This window comes from Alkalimonas cellulosilytica, from assembly GCF_036325985.1.
GTDB classification, from domain to species: Bacteria; Pseudomonadota; Gammaproteobacteria; order Enterobacterales; family Alteromonadaceae; genus Alkalimonas; species Alkalimonas cellulosilytica.
Map to the genome: position 1 here is coordinate 17402 of NZ_JAUHLI010000009.1, position 20420 is coordinate 37821.

Here is a 20420-nt window from a genome sequence, read left to right on the forward strand (position 1 = left end):
AGTTCCGTTAAGGTAAAGGCTGCTGTTGCTGAATACGTTGAGCAATCAGCTGCAAAATGGCTGCCGCCAGTGCGGTTTTAGCCTGGCGCTCCAGCGCGAGTTCGCCACCTTGCCAGTAGGCGGTGATGGCATTGTGTTCGCTGTGAAACCCTTGCTCTTTTGAAGACACATCGTTGGCACAAATCAGATCCAGCTTTTTGCGCTGCAGTTTGTCTTTGGCATAACTGGCCAGATTTTCGGTTTCTGCAGCAAAGCCAACGGTGAAAGGGCGCTGATAGGTCAGGGCCGCTACATCGGCGATAATATCCGGGTTTTTCACCAGCGTCAGGGTCAGCTCGTCGTTGCTGCTGGTCTTTTTCATTTTCTGCCCGGCGACCTCGGCCACCCGGTAATCGGCAACGGCGGCGCAGCCAATAAAGATGTCGGCCGTGCTGGCGCGCTGCATCACCGCTGTGTGCATCTGCTGCGCCGATTGCACGTCAATGCGCTCGACGCCAGCGGGGGTTAGCAGATTGACCGGCCCTGTAACCAATTGCACTTTGGCGCCGGCTTTGGCGGCCGCTTCGGCCAGTGCAAAGCCCATCTTGCCGGAGCTGTGGTTGCTGAGAAAACGCACCGGATCGATGGCCTCGCGGGTGGGGCCTGCAGTAATCAATAGCGTTTTACCCTGCAAGGCGGGTAGTGCTGGCGCTTGCAGCTGTTCTAAGGCCGCAACCAGCTCCAAGGGTTCCAACATCCGGCCCGGGCCGACATCGCCACAGGCCTGTTCGCCAGCTGCTGGGCCTGCAATGTGAAATTTTCGTTCTTTCAGTGTTGCTATGTTGTGCTGTGTTGCGCTATTTTTATACATCTGCTGATTCATGGCTGGCGCAACCATGACTGGAGCACTGCCTGCGAGTACACAGGTGGTCAGTAAGTCATTGGCGAGGCCATGGGCCAGCCGGGCAATCAGATCGGCGCTGGCCGGCGCTATCAGAATGCAACTGGCCCATTTTGCCAGCTCAATATGGCCCATGGCGGCTTCTGCCGCTGGATCCAGCAGGCTGGAGCTGACCGGGTTGCCAGACAGGGCTTGCAAAGTAAGCGGGGTAATAAAGTGGCTGCCGCCTTCGGTCAGGATCACCCGTACTTCGGCACCGCGCTCTTTTAAACGCCGGATCAGATCGGCACTTTTGTAGGCGGCGATGCCGCCGCTGATGCCCAGTAAGATCCGCTGGCCGCTTAGCGTTGTTTGACCGCTAGTTGTTTGGCCAATAAGAGTAGTTTGCATGCTGTGAAGTCCGTTGACTGAAACTGGGCTAAAGATAGCATGAAATGGTTACTTACTTCAGCTGCTAAAGATGCATTTCATACATGGAGGAAGCATGGCAATCAGGGACTGGCCAGCTGAAGAGCGGCCCAGAGAAAAGTTGTTGCAACGCGGCGCTACCGCCTTGTCGGATGCCGAATTACTGGCGATCTTTTTACGCACCGGCTTGCCGGGGATGTCGGCGGTGGAGCTGGCGCGCAGCTTACTGGCCGATTTTGGCTCGCTGAAAGCGCTGATGCAGGCACCGCTGCCACGCTTTTGTGAAGGTAAGGGGCTGGGGATGGCCAAGTATGTGCAGCTGCAGGCCGTGATGGAGCTAAGCCAGCGCTGTTTGCAGCAAAGCCTGCAGCACGAAGCCGTCTTTACCGAGCCTTCGTTGGTGAAACGCTATTTAAGCCAGCAGCTGCAGCGCGAGAGCAGAGAAGTCTTTCAGGTGCTGTACCTGGATAACCAGCACCGTTTGCTTAAATCCGAGCCGCTATTTTACGGTACTATTGATGCGTCACCGGTCTATCCGCGGGTGGTGGTGCAGCAGGCATTGAAGTACAATGCTGCTGCGCTGATCCTGGCGCACAATCACCCATCCGGTGTGGCAGAACCGAGCCGGGCGGATCGCAGCATTACCAGCCGGATCCAGCAGGCGCTGCAGCTGGTGGATATCCGGGTGCTCGATCATCTGGTGGTCGGCGATGGCGAGGTGGTGTCCTTTGCCGAGCGGGGTTGGATCTAGCCGGATCCTCACCAGGATCTGCGATCGTATTAAATTGCTGCAAACGAGCGGTTTGCGGATGAATTTGCTTGAATTCGGACCACCTTTCGTGTATAAATTGCGCCCTCTTACGTTTTCAGAGCCGCCTTCCTTGGCCAGAAGGCAGATAAAACGCTCGAGCAAGCAGTTATTTTTTGGAGAGATACGACATGTCTAAAGTATGCCAAGTGACCGGCAAACGACCTATTACTGGTAATAACAGGTCTCATGCCAACAACGCAACCAAGCGCCGTTTCCTGCCGAACCTGCAAACGCACCGTTTCTGGGTTGAAAGTGAAAATCGTTTCGTCAAACTGCGCCTGTCTACCAAAGGCATGCGTATTATTGATAAGAATGGCATCGATTCAGTTTTGGCTGATCTGCGTGCCAAAGGTCTGAAAGTTTAAGGATTACGACGATGCGCGATAAAATTCGTTTAGTATCATCTGCTGGCACTGGTTTCTTCTACACCACCACGAAGAACAAGCGTACCATGCCTGAGAAGATGGAAATCAAAAAGTTTGATCCTAAAGTGCGTAAGCACGTGATTTTCAAAGAAGCGAAAATCAAGTAATCAAACGTTCTGAAAGAACCCGGCCTGGCCGGGTTTTTTTCTGTCTGTAATTTGGTGCTGTTGGCTGAAGTATGGACTGCTGTGGTAGACTTTTCGTCATTCACCATGACGCAGGTTTTTCTCATGCTGCCAAAACTCTCCCGTCGCGCCTGGAACAATGTACTGATTTTTGCTGTGCTGTTGCTGATGTTTTTGCTCTATGGCACACCACAGCGGTTGGCGGATTTAAAGCACCGCAATACCAGCTTACTGGGCGAGCAACAACTGCTGAGCATTGAGTTTGCCAGTGTGCGTATCAGCCGTTCACCGCAAGGTTGGCAGCTGGCGCCGGCCCGGCCGGATCTGCAGCCTTTGGTGGACCGCACCCTGGCCATCTGGCAGCAGCAATTGCTGGCCGGAGGGGAGCGAAGCGTGTCACCCTTACCGGAGCCGTTAACTCAGGCGCAACTGGTGCTGGCTGGACAGGGGGAGCCGATAATCTGGGAACTGTCTTTGTCCGAACAGCAGTTTTATTTGAGCCCTTCCCATCGTCGTCTGTATTATCCCATCAGCGCGGCTGAAGCCGAGTTGTTGTTTCCTGCGGAGTTTCGTTGATGCCTGAATTGCCTGAAGTAGAAGTTTCCTGTCTTGGCATTCGCCCCCATCTGGCAGGGCAAGTGCTGCAGAAGGTGGTGGTACGGCAGCGCCAGCTGCGCTGGCCGATACCGGATGATGTATTGGCACTAAAGGATGAACCCATCCTGGGCGTCACACGCCGCGCCAAGTATTTGCTGATTGAACTGCCACAAGGCAGCATCCTGCTGCATCTTGGCATGTCCGGGCACTTGAAAGTCCTGCCGCAAAGCACACCGGCCGGTAAACATGATCATGTCGACTTTGTGCTCAGCAGTGGTCAACTGCTGCGGCTCAATGATACCCGGCGTTTTGGTGCTGTGCTCTGGCAAACAAAGGAGGAAGCACACCCGATGCTGCAGGCACTTGGCCCAGAGCCCTTAACGGAAGCGTTTGATGCTGAACTGTTGTGGCAGCAGGCACAAAAGCGCAGCAGTGCCATCAAGCTGGTGCTGATGGACAACAAGGTGGTGGTTGGGGTGGGGAATATCTACGCCAATGAAGCCTTGTTCAAAGCGGGTATTTTGCCAAGCCGTCCGGCTAAGTCTTTGTCTGTAGCTGAATGCGAGTGTTTGGTGCAGGAGGTGAAGCAAACTCTGGCGCAAGCCATTGCTCAGGGGGGCACTACCTTGCGCGATTTTAGCCAGTCCGATGGCAAGCCAGGCTATTTTAAGCAAGAGCTGCTGGTGTATGGCCGGGGCAATCAGGCGTGTTTGCGGTGTGGCGAGCTGTTGCAGGAAATACACTTAGGCCAGCGCAGCACGGTGTTTTGCCAGAGTTGTCAGAGCTGAGTTAAAAACGCCGCTTGGCCATAGCGCGGAACTGCCAGCTATCCAGCCCTGGCTCGCTGCGCAGCGGTTTGGCCAAGTCCAGGTGCACCATGGTACCGCGGCTGGAGTATTTGGACAGTAGCCGTACCCCACCCCCTACACCAAACAGCACCTTATCGCTGGCCTCACTGCTTTGCCAGGGATCATCCCAAGCCCGGCCTGCATCGACAAAGCCGGCAAAACCAACATCAAACAACCGTAATATGGACCAGGGCGTGTAGTAACGGTATTCGCCGCTGGCGACCCAAAGTTTCTGGCCCCGTTGAAAGTAAAGTGGGTAGGCCCGCATGCCATTATCACCGCCCAATTGACGCAGCTGATCCCGATACATGTCCCGGCCAAGCTCCAGGTGAAAGCGGGCCGCCAGGCTGCTTTGCTCAGTCAGGTGGTGCACCAATAACCAGTGACTGCTGAGCTCGCTGCGGGAAGGCTCATCGCTCTGCCATTGCTGTTTTATGTGATGCTCTGTCAGCAGCCAGCTGCCTGGTTTGATGGTCCAGTTTTTCTCCAGTCGGCTGCTTAGTTGCCAGCCATTGGCATCAGCACCCAGCCAATCGGTCAGGCGGGCCAGTTGCAGCGTCCATTGCCAGCCAAAATTAATGTCTTCGGTCCGGTTGAACTGATTGATTTGATACAGCTTCTGGTAATCGGACTGCAGCCATTGATACTCCAGCCAGAGTGCGGATAAATCCCGATCAGGCGGTAAGCCATTTTGGGTATCCGCATTGTTGGCAAATTGCTGGTCATGCAGCCGAAAGCCCAGCAGCAGCCGTTGCGCGCTGTAGGTACTGGCATACAAGCTAAAACCAAGATAACTTTGCAGCCAGTGTCGTTTGCTGTCGTAACGATTGCTTTCTTCGCCGCGCTGATACTCTCTGAGCTCCTCTTTATTTTTCTGCACCTCAAAGCCCATAGCCCAGGGCGAGCTAATGCGATAAAAGGGGCGCTCAACCGCGAACAGATAACTTTCCCCATCGGAGTTATCCGCGTACTGCAGCGCGCTGCTCCAGTGACTGCCAAACATATTGGGGGAGGCAAAGCTCAGCAAATAACCGGTTCGTTCACTGTCTTTGGCGTAATCCAGCTGCAACTGATTACCAGTACCCAGCAGGTTGTCTTCGGCGATGCCGATGGAGTATTGAGAGACACCGCCTTCGTGTTTGAAATCAATTTTTGGCAACAAAGACCAGTTGTCCCAGCTTTCTACCAATACATCCACCTGATGCGTTTCGCTGCAGTAGTGGCTGATACTGACTTTGGCTTCGCGCAGATAGCGCCGGCTTCTGAGCAAGCGCTCAGTTTCTTCCAGCTCAGCCAGGCTGAGCCGGTCACCCTCAGCAAACAACAAGTCCTGCCGCAGTGTTTCGTCCCGGGTGATGATGTGGCTGTAGTTGGCAAAGCGATGCAGCCAGAAGGTGCCCGGTTCATCCAAGTCGAACACATTGCTGGCATCAAAATCAATGGAGCGGATACGAATATCGCCCCGCTCAGGCAGAGCATCGGTACTTTCCAGCAGCTGGCAGTCACTGGCCTGCACCGCACTGGCGAGCAGGCAAGCCGCACTCAGCAGTGTCAGCCCTCGCATATTAGCCCCTTGTCAGGCTCAGGGGCTGATATCGGCATCATCACCTGCTTTGTCTGCTTTGGCCGGAACAATGGTAATGGGAAAAGGTGCGCTTTCACTGCCGGCATACAAGGAGCGGTGTGGGAACGGAATTTCAATTCCGGCGGCGTCAAATGCATTTTTTACCTCTTCCTGCAGGCTGTTGCGTAAATCACGGAAGTTTTCCCGCTTGGTCCAAACCGAGAACTGAATGTTCAGGCTGGAGTCGCCAAAGCCATTAAACACAAACAAAGGTGAAGGCTCATCCAGACAAAGCGGATTGGCATCGGCCACAGCTATCAGCAACTCCCGCACCTGTTTGATACTTTCTTTATAGGCGACCCCAATCTGTAAATCAAAGCGTCGGATGGGAAAGCGGGTCAGGTTGGTCATTTGTGATTTGATCAGGCTTTCATTCGGAATACGAACAAACAGATTATCAAAGGTACGCAGTTTGACCGAGAGCAAGTCGATGGACAGCACCTCACCCGTGGTTTCGCCCACCTTAATGACGTCGCCTAACTGAAAAGGCTTTTCGCCGATCAGGAATAAGCCACTAATCAGGTTCGATGCCGACGTTTGTGAGGCAAAACCAATGGCCACGGTCAGTACGCCAGCGGCGCCAAGCAAGACCCCTAAGCTAAAGCCCAGCTCTTTAAGGACCGAGGCCAGAAACAGTGACAATACCAGCCAGTACACCAGACGCTTTAACAGTACCTGGTGATGGGAAGTCATGCCCTTGCTTAAGCGTACGGTGACTCTGGCCAGCAGGTGCGCTGCCAGTAAGCCAGTGAAGAATAGCAGGGCCGCCCGCAGAAAAGTAACGACATGATGGTGTTCCAGCAATTGCAACATAGTGTCCATGAAAAGCTCCGCTTAATCGCTGAAGATACCGGTAAAGGCTCGTACAAAGGCATTTTTCTCAGCTTGCTGGCGTGGTTCGGTAATGCGCTGAGCTGCTTTAATACCAGTCGGTAACTTTCGTTCAATTTTAAGTTTAGCCAGTGGCTGCGTGGCTTCATGCACCAGGGTTACGGCCTCAGTCCAGAGGGTATGATCGCTGCGCTCAAACACCGACAGCAAGGGCACTGGTAAACTGACTTTATCGATACTCAGGATGGTTTTGCATTGATTGCTGATGGTAAGCGGGGTCACTGCACGATGCGGTCGCAGCGGGACTTCATCTAAACTATGACGGGCATGGGTTTTGGCGGCATAACAGAGCTCCCCAACCCGGGTAGAAGGGCCAAACCAGGTGTCCGATAACCGCAAAATAGGCCATTCCTGCAATTGGGTGTCGTTGCCGAGCAACAAGCGTACACAAAGCGGTGTACTGATGTAAAAATTGATGCTTTCACCTGGCGGGATCAAGACTGGCTGGCGGGTTTTTACCACCACGGGTCTGTCCATCAGGCAGGGCTGTAGCCGAAAATCCAACGGGGCTTTACGAAACACATAGCGTTGGAAGGTCAGGCTATCAGGGCGGTCATCAAGTTGCTCCTGCAGCACGCGATGCAGTAACTCTTCATCATTATGACGTTGATGACTGACCAGCCACTCACCAGCGGTGCGTTCCAGGTACAGTGAAAAAGGGCCAATGGCGATGTGCCAGCAGCCTTGCTCGCTCAGCCGCCTTGGTTGCCACCAGTCTGCCAGTGGCAGGGCATCGGTTGCTTGAAGCTCGCTGAGTGCCATCTAGATTCTCCTGAGTGATTTACACTATCTTAGCAAGCTGCTGCCAGAAAAAGAATAGGGTGCTCAACAACTTCAGCAATCAGGTGGTTGTGCTGGTGCCGGATAGGCACTAAAATACACGGGTGTGAATAAACCTTGTGCGGAGCTCATTCCAGCTATGGACGTACCCAGTTGCAGGCGTAGCCTGATGACATATCCAAATTTTCATCGCACCTTTCTGGTAAGCTGATCCTGCCCACTGGCAACCCCTTACCAGATCATACCAATGACGCTGTAAGGGGGCATTATGGAACTGCCGGTTCTGATCAACACCATTCGTCTGGCGCTGGAGTCAGACAGCCTATATGAGCTGCGCGAGCAGTTTGAAGACATTCACCCGGCCGATTTAGCCGCCGCTTTCAGTGAGTTTGAGCCGCAGTCGGTTTGGGAGCTACTATCCACCTTACCTCGCGCAGAGCAGGCAGAAGTCTTCGGCTATTTGCCACCAGAAACTCAGGTCACCTTGGCGATTTCCATCAGCCGACGCAAACTTTCACCCATCATCCGGCAGATGTCATCGGATGAACGGGCCGATTTATTCAATCGTTTAACCGACGAGCAGCAGGAAACTTTGTTGCCTGCGCTGGCACAGGCCGAGCGCGAGGATCTGCGCTTGTTGTCCTCCTATGAGGAAGGCACGGCCGGAGCGGTAATGACGTCCGATTATGCCTCGCTTGCACCCGATTTAACCGTGCGTGAAGCCATTGAAGTGTTGCGTAAAGAGGCACCGGACAAAGAAACCATTTATCAGTCTTATGTGGTGGATAAAGAGCGCCGCTTGATTGGCGTAATTTCGTTAAAAGAGCTGATTCTGGCGCCAGTGTCGATGCAGATCCATGAGCTGATGACCTATGAGCCAATCTTTGGCCAGGTCGATATGCCGCAGGAAGAAGTCTCAGTGCTGATTTCAAAGTACGACTTATTGGCTCTGCCCATCGTGAATCACGACATGCAATTGGTTGGTATCGTCACCTACGATGATGCGATGGACGTGGCGGCCGAAGAAGCCACCGAGGATTTCCACAAAACCGCCACCATCGGTAAGCTGGATAGCAGCGTAAAAGATGCGGCCATTAACTTGTTGTATCGTAAGCGGGTCGGTTGGCTGGTGTTGCTGGTATTTGGCAATTTGTTTTCCGGGGCTGGCATTGCGTACTACGAGGGCACCATCTCCAGTTATCTGGTATTGCTGTTTTTCTTACCACTGCTGATTGCCAGCAGCGGTAATGCCGGTGCCCAGGCCGGTACCCTGATGGTGCGGGCGCTGGCGACCGGTGATGTGGCGCTGAAAGACTGGGGCCGGATGTTGGGGCGTGAAGTAGTAATTTCCACCTTGCTAGGGGTCACCATGGCGCTGGCGGTGGCATCCATCGGCTTCTGGCGAGGTGGCTACGACATAGCGTTGGTGGTAGCGGCTACCATGACGCTAGTGGTCATCGCTGGCAGCCTGATTGGCATGTCGCTGCCGTTTTTGCTCAGCCGCTTTCACATGGACCCGGCTACTGCCAGCGGCCCATTGATTACCTCAATTGCCGATGTCGCTGGTGTGATGATTTATTTCTCCATCGCTACCTGGTATCTGGGGCTGTAGCGCGCTTGCTCTAGCTTATTCGCTTCGGAGCAGCAAAGGGATCACGGCCGGATCGCCATCGTGCGGCGCCGGCTCAAGCCCTAAAATCTCTGTCATCACCTGGTACAAGTCCACCATCCGCACCTGCTCTACCCGGGTCTGATTTTTAAAACTCGGACCATGAGCAATGAGCATGCCTTGCATCGCCGGCTCTTCGTTGTCGTAACCATGGCTGCCACGTGGCTCACGGTAGGTTGGGGCATTGATCATGCCGGGCAGCCAGCTGCGCCGCACCAAAATCCAGTCAATTTCAGCCAGCACATGCAAGGGTGCAATGCGGCGGTGATTCTGGAAGTGAAAACGCTCCGGCATCTCGGATTTACGCAGCAAGCGGGCCTGCGGTGGCAGGTTTGCTTTCAGTTGCTGGTAAATCACTTCTTTTTGGCCGTCTTTCGGGAAAATACTCACCAGTTCGCGGGAGTAGCGCACATAGACTGCTAAGTCCGGGTCAAAGGCCTGATCGATCACAATATGCTGCTCTTGATTCACTTCCGCCATGCCGTGATCTGAGGTGATGATTAAATCGACCTGATCGAGCAGACCCAGTTCGGTCAGTCCCGCCACCAGATAGCCAATCTCCGCATCAATGTCCTGCATAGCCTGACGCACCTGATGGGAGTTGGGGCCATGCATATGGCCCATCGAGTCGACATCGCTAAAATACAGGGTAATGATGCGCGGACGCTCGGCTTCAGGCAATTGAAGCCAGTTCAGTACGGTTTCTACCCGTTGGCGGTTTGGCGTATCGCCATCGTAGGGAAACCAGTAGCTTGGGCGTACGCCTTTAATGGCAGCTTCAGAGCCCGGGAAAAAATAAGTAGCGGCTACCTGGCCCTGGGTTTCTGCCGTGACCCAAATCGGCTCGCCGCCCCACCAGCGGGCATTGCCCACTTCTTCGCTGTTGCTCATGGTAAAGCGGGCATCAAACTCCGGATCGTACATGCCATTATCAATCACGCCATGATTCTCGGGGTGCAGGCCGGTCACCAGCGAGTAGTGATTCGGAAACGTCTTGCTGGGAAATACCGGCTGCAGCGCATCGGCCACCAGGCCAGCCTGGGCCAGCGCATTCAGATGCGGGCTGGGGTAACGCTCCAGATAGCTGGGGTGGCCCCCATCAATCGAGATCAAAATGATGGTAGGCGGGAGTGCACCAGCCGGGCTGGCTGAAGGAATGTTGCTACAGGCGCTTACAAAGAGCAGTACGAACAGTGATAGCAAGTAGTTTTTCAAAACAATATCCAATGGATGCGCCAGGATTCACCCTGGCAAAAAATTCAGTTGGATTGATTTTAGTCGGCTTGGATGAAAGTTGTAAGACAAATGCGTTTAGCCGCTGCTGTTACAGGATTGCCAGCTGGTGCGAAAATCGTTACACTGCCGGCCTACCAGGGGGTGTGCTCGAAAGAGTGCTGAGATGCTAAATGGCGAACCCCAAGAACCTGATCCGGATCATGCCGGCGGAGGGATGGTGTTACTAACTCCTTTTGCGCGGGTGATCCCTTTACCGGAGACCATCATGCGCTGTCGTTATTCCGTTGTTGCCGCTTGTATTCTTGCCTCCTTTGCCACTGTTGCCGAAGAGTCCATTGAACGCCTGGAAGTACAGGGTGATTTTCGTCGTTTGTCGGTGCAGAACATTGCTGGCAGCATTGCCGTGGTATCCGAGCAGGACATGCAACGTAGCTCAGCGCAGCATCTGGACGATGTACTAAGCCAACTGGCCAATATTAACTTTGCCGCCGGTGCATCGCGCGGCCGCTTTGTGCAAATGCGCGGTATTGGTGAGCGCAGCGAGTTTATTGATGTGATCAACCCGTCGGTTGGTGTGCTGATTGATGGCATTGATTACTCCGGTCTTGGCATCAGCAGCATCGCCCATGCCGAGCAACTGGAAGTGTTTCGTGGCCCGGAGGCGACCCGCTTTGGCACCAATGCCATGGCTGGCATGCTGAACCTGACCTCGAAACAGCCGGATTTTCGCCGCGATGGTGCTTTTAGTGCCACGGTGGCGAATTACCACAGCTGGCAGCTGAGCGGTATGGTAAGCGACGCTGTCAGTGACCAAGTCGCTTTTAGTCTAACAGCGGACAAACAAGTCTCTGATGGCTTTATCGAAAATGCGCACCTGAACCGCAAAGACACCAACGACATCGATGAGCTGACTGTCCGTGGCCGGCTGCTGTATCGTCACAGTGACCAATTGCAGTGGCAACTGATTGCACATGCCATTGAGCAGAACAATGGTTACGATGCCTTTTCGCTCGATAGAAACCGTACTACCTTATCGGATGAACCTGGTAAAGATAAGCTCAGCAGCAAGGCGCTGGCACTGCGCTCGGATTACAGTGGTTTTGCCGGTGTTGATCTGATGTGGCAGCTCAGCTGGCTGTCGGCTGACTCGGACTACAGTTTTGATGAAGACTGGGCTTTTGTGGGTATCCGGCCAGGCTGGGAATATTCTGCTTTTGACCGTTATCAGCGCTCCCGCGAGCAGTGGACCATGGATTATCGCCTGGTATCGGATGAGCAGGGGCGCATCGCCAACAACACCGACTGGGTGCTCGGCTTTTACGTCAGTGGCCGGGAGCTGGATTTGCAGCGGGTACGCCGCTCGGGAACAAGGTTTCGTGCCTTTGACAATACGCTACAACGCGATAATGTCGCTGTGTACGCAGACACCAGCACGTCACTTTCCGAGCAAACCACCCTGGTGGTGGGTGGCCGGGTAGAGCGCTACCAAGATGACTACCGCGACAGTGGCAATCTTGCAATCAATCAGCGGCACACCATGTGGGGCGGTAAGCTCAGCCTGAACTTCCAGGCCAGTGAGCAGGCGATGATTTATACTTTGTTGTCCCGTGGTTACAAGGTGGGCGGCGTGAATGGTGAAGCGTTATCCAGAGCTGGCGATGATGGCCTGGAAGCCTTGCTGAAACAGGCGACATTTAAGCCAGAAACACTGGTGAATGCCGAGTTTGGTGTCAAAGGCGCGGCCATTGATGGCAGCCTGGTGACCAGAGTGGCAGTGTTTCATATGTGGCGGGACGACATGCAGGTGAAGGGTTGGTTGAACCCGGATCTGGGCCCGGAGTTTGCCGGCTTTATCGACAATGCCGGCCGTGGCCGCAATTACGGTATTGAGATGGAAAACCGTGTGGTGCTGCACCCAAGCTTTACGTTGCATGTCAATGCCGGGGTGCTTAAATCCAAGCTGGGCCCCTATGTCACCCAAAGCGGCCTGGATATGACCGGGCGGGATCAGGCGCATGCGCCGCGCTTTACTTATCAGCTGGCAGGTGACTGGTTCCTGACCGAGCAGCTGACACTGCAGGCCAGTGTGCAAGGCAAGAGCGGCTTCTATTACTCCGATGGTCACAACGCCCGCTCAACCAGCTCAGAGCTGGTTAATCTTCGTCTAAGCTATCAGTTGGAGCAGTGGCACTTTGCGATTTGGTCGCGCAATGCACTGGATAAAGACCGGGCCGTGCGAGGATTTTACTTTGGCAATGATCCACGCGATGAATACGCGCCCCACACTTATGAGCAATGGGGTGAGCCACGCCGCTTTGGCGTGACCGCCAGTTACCAATTCTAAACCGGATACTCAGGAGGCAATGATGCAACTGTCGGTTGAAATCAGCAAGTACCCACTGGCCGATGACTACATTGGCCCTATCAAGGCGTTTATTACCGAGCTGCAACAAGAACCAGAGCTGCACATCATTACCAACACCATGAGCACGCAAATTTTTGGTGAGTACGATGCGGTAATGGCGGCATTGCAGCGCTGCATGAAATGGTCGTTTGAGCGCTATGGCAAGCTGGTGTTTGTCTGCAAGTTTATCCCGGGTGATCTGCGACCATGATGGCGGCTTTGCAGCAGTTCTGGCAAGAGTGGCAATTGTTGACCAGCCTGGAGCTGGTCGCCATGCTACTGGCTCTGGCCTATCTGCTGCTGGCGATGCGTCATAGTTTGTGGTGCTGGCCGGCAGCGCTGGTGAGTACTTTGATCTACACCTACGTGATGTGGCAGCATCAGCTGTACTCCGAAACGCTGTTGCAGCTGTATTATGCCGCTATGGCAGTGTATGGGCTGGTGCACTGGCAGCAGCTGCAGCAACAATTGCAGCAGCCAGAAACCGTCAAACCCGTGATTGAGTGGGGCTTGCGTCAGCATCTGGGCTGGATCAGTATCGCCATCGGCAGCGGTTTGGCACTGGGCTATTACATGGCCAACTATACCCAGGCGGATTTTGCCTGGCTGGATGCGCAAACCACCACTTTTAGCATCATGACCACGGTGCTGGTGGTGCGCAAAGTGTTGTCGAATTGGTTGTATTGGGTGGTGATCGATGCGGTTTGCATCTATGTTTATTTCCAGAAAGGCCTGTACTTCACCACTGGCCTCTTTGTACTCTACACCTTCTTGGCAGTGATAGGATACCTGGCATGGCGCAGCCATTACCGGCAACAACAACATACCAGCGGGCAGGTGCTGCAGCCGGCCTGACCGATGATGAGGCAGCGCAGCGCATCCGGCAGCTTTGTTTGCATCTGGAGTTTTTTGCCAGTCATCCACCGATTGCGATGAAGCCGCTGTCGCAAGGCAGTACCAACTTAAGTTATTGGGTCAAAACCAAGCGTGGTGAATACGTGGTTCGCCATTATGCGCCTGATGTAACCGGCGTTTGTCGTCAGCAAGAGCTGCGTTGCCAGCATGCCGCTGCGGTTGCGGATCTTGCTCCGCCACCACTATGCCTGAACAACCATCAACAGGTGTTGATTTCGGAATACTTGCCCAATGGCCAGCCTTTGGCGTTATCGGCATCGTTATTGCCGGCGATGGCGCAGCAGCTGGTGCACCTGCATCGGTTGCAAGTCCAAACCCCGGTGTTGCAACCTGGTCGCTATCTGCTCGAACTGAGAACCCATGTCAAAGCCTGTTGGAGCGCGACTGATGAAGCATTGTTTAGTGCTTGCAGACAGGTGGTCGCAGCATTTGAAAAGATGCCGCAGGATATCGTGTTGTGTCATCTGGACTTGCATGCCGGCAACCTGCTGTGGCAACAGCAGCGGATCTGGTTGCTGGACTTTGAATATGCTCAGTTGGCGGACAGTAGTCTTGATATGGCGTCGGTACTGGAAAGTTTCTCGCTGGATGACATGCAAAGCGGTCAGCTGATGCAGCTGTACTACCAGCAACGGAATGCGGGTTTAACAGCGACCTGCTGGCAGGAAAAAGTAGCGGCGGCCAGAGTACTGTATCAGGGATTTTGCTGGCTGTGGTACCTTGCCTTACCGCAAGGGGCTCCTCAGGCGATACAGCACCAACAGCGCTTGCAGTGGTTACTTCAACAGGGGCAGACTGCGATCGGCCCCGGCTAAGCTAAAGGCCACCTAAGCGCTCGGCCAACACTTTATAACGCTCAACGTCTTCTTTTTTGAACAAAGGTTTGCCTTGCTCATCTTTCTCGCTGGTGACCAGTAGATTTTCTCGTGCCAGCCGCTCCACCCGGATGCTTTGCACTCCCAGAAATTCGGCGACTTCATCCACACTCATCAGGCTCATGTTGTTATCCTTGCTTATTTTAGTGTCGTTTGTGCTTAGTAAAGCCTAAAACGACCTATTTGTGAATTAAATTTTTACTGACGGCTGTAACAACTGCTTACACCTGAAACAGGCGTAGGGATGGCGTATTGGCAGCAGGCATGATAATTTTTTGCTGGTACAGCATAAGGACAGCAGCAATGAAACTATTAACCACCTTACTTTGTGTTCCACTGAGTCTGAGTATGGCCGTGATGGCCGAGAGCAAGCCGGCACCGGTCGCGGAGCAGCGACCTTTTACCGTCAGTTCCCCTCACGGTGATCGGGTCGACCCTTACTACTGGCTGCGGGATGACTCGCGCAGCAGCCCGGAAGTGATCGCCTATCTGGAAGCTGAAAATGCGTATGCTCTGGCACACCAGGCGTCCTATGCTGGCTTGGTGGAGCAATTGACTGAAGAATTGATTGGCCGCCTGCAGCAGGATGACAGCTCAGTGCCTTTTGTGATGGGGGATTATCAGTACAGCACCCGCTTTGAAACGGGCAAAGAATATCCGATTTATGTACGGACCCCTGTTGCCGGTGGCGAAGAGCAAATTTTGTTGGATGTGAATGTGCTGGCCGAGGGACAGGATTATTTTCAAGTCGCCAACTGGTCGGTCAGTCCCGATCAGCAGAAGCTGGCTTACCTCGAGGACACTACCGGACGCCGTCAGTATCAGCTGCGGGTAAAAGACTTGACTACCGGCGCTCTGCTGGATGACACCATGACAGGGCTTTCTTCATCCCTGGCCTGGAGTGCCGATAGCCAGCAGCTGTTTGTGGTGGAAAATGATCCTGTGACGCTGCTAAGCACTAAGGTGTATCGGCATAAATTGGGAAGCCCGGTCAGTGAGCGTGCCCTGGTGTATCAGGAACATGACAACAGCTTTTTTATGGGGGTTGGTAACACCCGGGATCGTCACTTTGTGGTCATTGGCGTCAGCAGCACGGTTTCGAATGAAGTACGGGTACTGGATGCCAGCAAACCGGATGGCGACTTTCAGTTGATTGCTCCGCGTCAGCGCGATTTTAAATACTCGGTTGACCACCTGAATGGCCGTTGGATTATCAACACCGACTGGAATGCACCCAATTACCGTCTGATGACGGTTGCGCACGACAAGATTGGCAATCGTGAGCACTGGCAAGAGCTGATTGCGCATGATGAGCAGGTTTTTTTGCAAAGCTTTATCGCCTTTGAAAAGTATTTGGCCATTAATGAGCGCAGTGACGGTTTGCGTCGCATCCGTCTGGTGAATTGGGAAGACATGAATCAGCAACAGTTTCTGGCATCGGATGAGCCCAGTTATGTGATGGGCTTTTCGGTGAACCCGGAGCAAAATCAGCAGTGGCTGCGTTATACCTACACCTCTTTGACCACCCCAGCCAGTGTCTATGAAGTGCATATGCAAACTGGTGAGCGGCGACTGTTGAAGCAGGATGAAGTGTTGGGTGGTTTCGAGCAGGCCAATTACGTCACTGAGCGGGTCTGGGTACCGGTGGGCGATGGGGTGAAAGTACCGGTCAGTTTACTGTATCGCAAAGGGTTTGAACGTGATGGTTCCGCACCTTTATACCAGTATGCCTATGGCTCCTACGGAATTTCGATGGATCCTTTCTTTCGCTCCGGTATTTTATCGTTAGTCGACCGTGGCTTTGTCTATGCGATTGCCCATATCCGTGGTGGGCAGGAGATGGGCCGCCATTGGTACGAAGACGGCAAGTTGCTTAATAAAGTGAATACCTTTACAGATTTCATCGCTGTGACGGACTACCTGGTCGAGCATAAGTACGCAGCGCCGGATACCGTGATTGGCATGGGGGGCAGTGCAGGTGGCTTGTTGATGGGCGCCGTGGCTAATATGGCTCCGGAAAAGTACCTTGGGTTGGTAGCGCATGTGCCTTTCGTCGACGTGGTCACTACCATGCTGGATGAAAGCCTGCCTCTGACCACCAATGAGTACGATGAGTGGGGCAACCCAAATGATAAAGCCTATTACGACTACATGCTGTCCTATTCGCCTTATGATCAGGTGCGGGAGCAGGCCTATCCGGCTTTGTTTGTCACCACCGGCTTTCATGACTCCCAGGTGCAGTATTTTGAACCGGCCAAGTGGGTAGCCAGGTTACGTACCGTCAATACCTCGAATCAACCCATTCTGTTTCGTACCACAATGGAAGCCGGACATGGTGGTCGTTCAGGTCGGTTTGCCCGCCTGGGCCAGGTGGCTGAAGAGTATGGTTTTGTACTGGACTTAGTGCAGCAGGCTCAGTCAGCCCGCGATTAACTCAGTGACTTGCCGGGGCTAGCAACAAGCCCCGGCAAGGTTTTCAGTTTCTGGTTAGGTTTCCTCGAAACCGCTTCGAATAAGCTGCTCCACTGCCTGCAATGCCTGTTCGGCATCCTCTCCTTCGGCGACAATCTCCAACAATTTTCCTTTGCTGCTTGCCAGCATCAATAAGGCCAGCACACTGCTGGCATCAGCAGATTTGCCGTCCTGAATTAAGGCGATCTTGCTTTGAAACTGCTGGCACAGTTGTGCCAGCTTAGCGGCCGGGCGGGCATGCAGACCAAGTGGATTGACGATAGTGACTTTGGTGCTACATTTTATGGCCATGGTGTCGTACCAGTTCGCGATGGCGGATTTGAATGTCGCTGCGCTGTTCACGCAGCAAGTCGGCCAATTGTTCGGCGATAAACACTGAGCGGTGTTGGCCTCCGGTGCAACCAATGGCAATGGTCAGGTAACTGCGGTTGTTTTTCTCCAGTTGCGGCAACCAATGGACCACAAACTGATGAATTTGCTGAATGTAATCCTGTACCACTGGTTTGGCTGCCAGGTACTGTTGCACCGGCTGATCAAGCCCGGTTTGTGGCTTAAGCTCCGGTTCCCAATGCGGATTCGGTAAAAAGCGGGCATCGAATACAAAGTCAGCATCTTTGGGGATGCCGTATTTAAAGCCAAAAGACTCGAACAAAATCACCAGCCGGCCGGACTGTTGGCCCAGTAAACGCTCACGAATTTGATCGGCCAGTTGATAGACATTGAGCTCCGTGGTATCGATGTACAGATCGGCCCGGCTGGCAATCGGATCCAGCAGCTGTTGCTCGCGTAAAATGGCATCGTCCAGCGACATGGCCTGGTGCGACAAGGGATGCATGCGGCGGGTTTCGCTGAAGCGTTTGATCAGGCTGTTGTGATCCGCATCCAGATACAGGATGGTCAGCTCCAGCTTGCGTGGCAAGTAAGTCAGGATTTCTGCCAGCTCATCCGGCTCTTCCGGCAGGTTACGCACATCGATGCTGATGGCCACCCGCTCGTACTTGCCCATGACGGCATTGGCGAGGGTAGGCAGTAAATTGACAGGAATATTGTCGACGCAATAATACCCCAGGTCTTCCAGTACCCGCAGAGCGACCGATTTGCCGGAGCCTGAACGACCACTGACGACCAGAAGCTTCATCTAATTTTCCGCCTCTTGCTGTGCTGCCAGTAAAATCTGGTATAAATCGCCGTCGGATGTAGCGTGGCGGATTTTACGGGTCAGCTCTTTTTTCGACAACAATCTGGCAATGGATGCCAGCGTGTTGAGGTGCATCTGGCACTGGTTTTCCGGGATCAGGATGGCACAAAAAATATCCACCGCCTGATTATCAATAGCATCAAATTGGATAGGATCCTTGCTGACGACGAAGATCAAGACCGGCTGCTCAACATCTTTCAGTTTGCCATGAGGGATGGCAATGCCACCACCAATACCGGTTGAGCCAAGCCGTTCCCGGGTCATTAAAGACTCCAGGATCACGTACTCAGACGTATCTGGCAACTGCTGGTGAGCCAGTTCGGCGATGTATTCAAGAATGCGTTTTTTGCTGTTAAAAAGGACTGCACTTTTGGTGCAGTCCTGCGATAACATAGTGCTCAATGTAGTCATGCTGTTTAGTGTCGGGCTAATTTCTCTTTGTGCTTAATGACTTGTCGATCCAATTTATCGATCAACTGGTCAATAGCGGCATACATATTTTCACTTTCTGAAACGGCAAAAACTTCCCCACCGTTCAGGTTGAGCTTGGCTTCTGCAATCTGCTGTAATTTTTCCACGTTTAGCACCACATGTACATTGTTAATGTGCTCGAAGTGGCGCTCGAGTTTGGCAAACTTGTTGTCCACGTAGTCTTTCAGGGCTTCAGTGATTTCAACATGACGACCGGTAAGATTGATTTGCATAGCCTGTTTCCTTCTGGTTAAGTACTCAAAGCAAGGTCTTGCGCTGATTTGACGGCGGGATCAGCAAGGCCTCTCGGTACTTGGCAATGGTTCTGCGGGCAACATTGATGCCCTGATCCGACAAAATTTCCACCATTTTACTGTCACTCAGTGGTTTTGCCGGGTTTTCCGCCGCCACTAACTTCTTAATCAGCGCACGAATCGCAGTGGACGAACACTCGCCACCATTCTCGGTGCTGACATGGCTGGAGAAGAAGAACTTCAGTTCAAAAATACCCCTGGGTGTGTGCATGAATTTCTGCGTGGTCACCCTGGAAATGGTGGACTCATGCATGCCAACCATTTCGGCAACATCATTCAGCACCATGGGTTTCATGGCCTCTTCCCCGTGTTCAAAAAAGCCTTGCTGCTGTTGCACAATGCAATTGGCGACTTTCAGCAAGGTGTCATTTCTACTCTCAATACTTTTTAAAAACCATTTGGCTTCTTGCAGATGTGAGCGAATAAACTGGCTGTCGGCACTGTTTTTGGCGGTTCTGCTCATGGCTGCATAGTGTTGATTGATACGTATTTTGGGCATTGAATCCGGATTAAGTTCCACCAACCAGCGGCCTTTTACTTTTTTGACCGTTACATCCGGGATCACGTAGCTTTGCTCTTCCCGGATCACAGTGGTGCCTGGCCGTGGGTTCAGGCTGTGGATCAGCTTCATTGCATCGCGCAGCTCATCCTCTTTTAGCCGGGTCAGCTTCATCAGGGTGCGAAAGTCACGGTTGGCCAACAGGTCGGCATGCTGACTAATTAACTGTCTGGCTTCTGCCAGCATCGGCGTGGCAGGGTCGAACTGGCGTAGTTGCACCAGCAGAGACTCCTGTACGCTGCGAGCCCCAACACCAATGGGATCAAACAGCTGAATGCGCTTTAATACCGCTTCTACTTCATCCTCTTCAACCTCATCCATGCCAAGTGATTCAAGGATATCCTCGCACCCAATGGTTAAGAAGCCGCTTTCATCAATGGCTTCGATGATGATTTCAGCGATGGCGCGATCGGTATCGGAAAACGGTGTTAGCTCCATCTGCCAGCGCAGATAGCTTTGCAATGTTTCGCTGGTTTCGCCCTGGTAGATGGTGTCTTCATCCCCATTGTAGCTGCCGGAGGTGACCGGGGCGGCGCTCACCAGATCATCCCAATGGTTATCCAGTGGTAAATCGTCGCTGATGTCCTGGCTGGTCATGGCTTCACCGGTATCCGGTTCGTAGGGCTCCTCCGATCCACTGTCATCAGCGCCCTCGTCGGATGCACCATTGCCACGTTCTGAGCTTAACTCGCCTAAGCCATGTTCATCACTGCCGTTCAATTGCTCGTAATCCTCTTCGGCTTCCAGCAATGGGTTGGCATCCAGGGCTTCCTGGATTTCCTGTTGCAACTCAATGGTCGACAGTTGAAGCAGACGGATAGCCTGCTGCAGCTGTGGGGTCATCGTAAGTTGTTGGCCAAGACGAAGTTGCAAAGATGGCTTCATCGGTGTGTACTGTGCTCCTGCTTAGAAAGTGAA

22 protein-coding genes and 1 riboswitch are annotated in these 20420 nt (G+C 53.3%); of the genes, 11 read left to right on the plus strand and 11 right to left on the minus strand.

Going from position 1 to position 20420, the window contains the following annotated elements; translation table 11 throughout:
* Positions 1 to 7 precede the first annotated feature (7 nt).
* Complete coding sequence (gene coaBC, locus QWY20_RS10055) at positions 8 to 1270, minus strand: bifunctional phosphopantothenoylcysteine decarboxylase/phosphopantothenate--cysteine ligase CoaBC (RefSeq protein ID WP_330128890.1); 1263 nt, start codon at positions 1268 to 1270, stop codon at positions 8 to 10.
* A gap of 94 nt (positions 1271 to 1364) precedes the next feature.
* On the opposite strand from coaBC, the gene radC reads away from it, so the two are divergent.
* From radC to mutM, 5 genes are all read left to right on the plus strand, one after another.
* Entirely contained in the window at positions 1365 to 2039 is a 675-nt protein-coding gene (gene radC, locus QWY20_RS10060; protein ID WP_330128891.1) for a RadC family protein, read from the plus strand.
* A gap of 188 nt (positions 2040 to 2227) precedes the next feature.
* Positions 2228 to 2464, plus strand: coding sequence for a 50S ribosomal protein L28 (gene rpmB / locus QWY20_RS10065; protein WP_091339331.1), 237 nt, complete (start codon positions 2228 to 2230; stop codon positions 2462 to 2464).
* A gap of 11 nt (positions 2465 to 2475) precedes the next feature.
* A complete protein-coding gene (gene rpmG / locus QWY20_RS10070) occupies positions 2476 to 2631 on the plus strand; it encodes a 50S ribosomal protein L33 (RefSeq protein WP_008219722.1) in 156 nt (51 codons plus the stop codon).
* Positions 2632 to 2754: 123 nt separating this feature from the next.
* The gene (locus QWY20_RS10075; RefSeq protein ID WP_330128892.1) at positions 2755 to 3225 is read left to right on the plus strand and encodes a hypothetical protein; all 471 of its coding nucleotides are present in this window, start codon (positions 2755 to 2757) and stop codon (positions 3223 to 3225) included.
* Positions 3225 to 4034, plus strand: coding sequence for a bifunctional DNA-formamidopyrimidine glycosylase/DNA-(apurinic or apyrimidinic site) lyase (gene mutM / locus QWY20_RS10080; protein WP_330128893.1), 810 nt, complete (start codon positions 3225 to 3227; stop codon positions 4032 to 4034). Before QWY20_RS10075 ends, mutM begins: the two co-directional genes overlap by 1 nt.
* Before the next feature lies 1 nt (position 4035).
* Here mutM and QWY20_RS10085 read toward each other — a convergent pair whose 3' ends face one another.
* The 3 genes from QWY20_RS10085 to QWY20_RS10095 are packed head-to-tail and all read right to left on the minus strand — an operon-like array spanning position 4036 to position 7371.
* Positions 4036 to 5658: a BamA/TamA family outer membrane protein gene (locus QWY20_RS10085; protein WP_330128894.1), complete on the minus strand. Its 1623-nt coding sequence runs from the start codon at positions 5656 to 5658 to the stop codon at positions 4036 to 4038.
* A gap of 18 nt (positions 5659 to 5676) precedes the next feature.
* Positions 5677 to 6540, minus strand: a complete 864-nt coding sequence (locus QWY20_RS10090) for a mechanosensitive ion channel family protein (RefSeq protein WP_330128895.1) — start codon at positions 6538 to 6540, stop codon at positions 5677 to 5679.
* Positions 6541 to 6552: 12 nt separating this feature from the next.
* Positions 6553 to 7371, minus strand: coding sequence for a hypothetical protein (locus QWY20_RS10095; protein ID WP_330128896.1), 819 nt, complete (start codon positions 7369 to 7371; stop codon positions 6553 to 6555).
* A 286-nt stretch (positions 7372 to 7657) separates the two neighbouring features.
* Between QWY20_RS10095 and mgtE the strand changes: the two genes are divergently transcribed.
* A complete protein-coding gene (mgtE, locus tag QWY20_RS10100; RefSeq protein WP_330128897.1) occupies positions 7658 to 9001 on the plus strand; it encodes a magnesium transporter in 1344 nt (447 codons plus the stop codon).
* A gap of 15 nt (positions 9002 to 9016) precedes the next feature.
* Here the strand turns inward: mgtE and QWY20_RS10105 are convergent, their stop codons facing one another.
* Positions 9017 to 10273, minus strand: coding sequence for an alkaline phosphatase family protein (locus tag QWY20_RS10105; protein WP_330128898.1), 1257 nt, complete (start codon positions 10271 to 10273; stop codon positions 9017 to 9019).
* Positions 10274 to 10421: 148 nt separating this feature from the next.
* Positions 10422 to 10526: riboswitch (TPP riboswitch) on the plus strand.
* Between QWY20_RS10105 and QWY20_RS10110 the strand changes: the two genes are divergently transcribed.
* The 4 genes from QWY20_RS10110 to QWY20_RS10125 all read left to right on the plus strand — a co-directional run bounded on the left by QWY20_RS10110 (position 10509) and on the right by QWY20_RS10125 (position 14428).
* The gene (locus tag QWY20_RS10110) at positions 10509 to 12638 is read left to right on the plus strand and encodes a TonB-dependent receptor (RefSeq protein ID WP_330128899.1); all 2130 of its coding nucleotides are present in this window, start codon (positions 10509 to 10511) and stop codon (positions 12636 to 12638) included. (Overlaps the previous riboswitch by 18 nt.)
* A 22-nt stretch (positions 12639 to 12660) precedes the next feature.
* Positions 12661 to 12909, plus strand: a complete 249-nt coding sequence (locus QWY20_RS10115) for a hypothetical protein (protein ID WP_330128900.1) — start codon at positions 12661 to 12663, stop codon at positions 12907 to 12909.
* Positions 12906 to 13553, plus strand: coding sequence for a nicotinamide riboside transporter PnuC (pnuC, locus tag QWY20_RS10120; RefSeq protein WP_330128901.1), 648 nt, complete (start codon positions 12906 to 12908; stop codon positions 13551 to 13553). The genes QWY20_RS10115 and pnuC overlap by 4 nt, the downstream gene beginning before the upstream one ends.
* The gene (locus tag QWY20_RS10125; protein WP_330128902.1) at positions 13493 to 14428 is read left to right on the plus strand and encodes a phosphotransferase; all 936 of its coding nucleotides are present in this window, start codon (positions 13493 to 13495) and stop codon (positions 14426 to 14428) included. The genes pnuC and QWY20_RS10125 overlap by 61 nt, the downstream gene beginning before the upstream one ends.
* Position 14429: 1 nt before the next feature.
* Here QWY20_RS10125 and QWY20_RS10130 read toward each other — a convergent pair whose 3' ends face one another.
* Entirely contained in the window at positions 14430 to 14612 is a 183-nt protein-coding gene (locus QWY20_RS10130) for a helix-turn-helix domain-containing protein (RefSeq protein ID WP_330128903.1), read from the minus strand.
* Between the two features lie 179 nt (positions 14613 to 14791).
* Here QWY20_RS10130 and QWY20_RS10135 point away from each other — a divergent pair, with 179 nt between their 5' ends.
* Entirely contained in the window at positions 14792 to 16921 is a 2130-nt protein-coding gene (locus QWY20_RS10135) for a S9 family peptidase (protein ID WP_330128904.1), read from the plus strand.
* Positions 16922 to 16975: 54 nt separating this feature from the next.
* On the opposite strand, the gene QWY20_RS10140 is transcribed toward QWY20_RS10135, so the two are convergent.
* The 5 genes from QWY20_RS10140 to QWY20_RS10160 are packed head-to-tail and all read right to left on the minus strand — an operon-like array spanning position 16976 to position 20387.
* On the minus strand, positions 16976 to 17251 hold the full coding sequence (locus tag QWY20_RS10140; RefSeq protein WP_330128905.1) for an HPr family phosphocarrier protein: 276 nt from the start codon (positions 17249 to 17251) through the stop codon (positions 16976 to 16978).
* Positions 17235 to 18098 carry an RNase adapter RapZ gene (gene rapZ, locus QWY20_RS10145; RefSeq protein WP_330128906.1) on the minus strand — a complete coding sequence of 288 codons (864 nt, stop codon included), beginning with the start codon at positions 18096 to 18098 and terminating at the stop codon, positions 17235 to 17237. Before rapZ ends, QWY20_RS10140 begins: the two co-directional genes overlap by 17 nt.
* Positions 18099 to 18569: a PTS IIA-like nitrogen regulatory protein PtsN gene (gene ptsN, locus QWY20_RS10150; RefSeq protein WP_330128907.1), complete on the minus strand. Its 471-nt coding sequence runs from the start codon at positions 18567 to 18569 to the stop codon at positions 18099 to 18101.
* Positions 18570 to 18574: 5 nt separating this feature from the next.
* Positions 18575 to 18862: a ribosome hibernation promoting factor gene (gene hpf / locus QWY20_RS10155; protein WP_091339274.1), complete on the minus strand. Its 288-nt coding sequence runs from the start codon at positions 18860 to 18862 to the stop codon at positions 18575 to 18577.
* A 25-nt stretch (positions 18863 to 18887) separates the two neighbouring features.
* Positions 18888 to 20387, minus strand: a complete 1500-nt coding sequence (locus QWY20_RS10160; RefSeq protein ID WP_330128908.1) for an RNA polymerase factor sigma-54 — start codon at positions 20385 to 20387, stop codon at positions 18888 to 18890.
* Between the last annotated feature and the right edge of the window lie 33 nt (positions 20388 to 20420).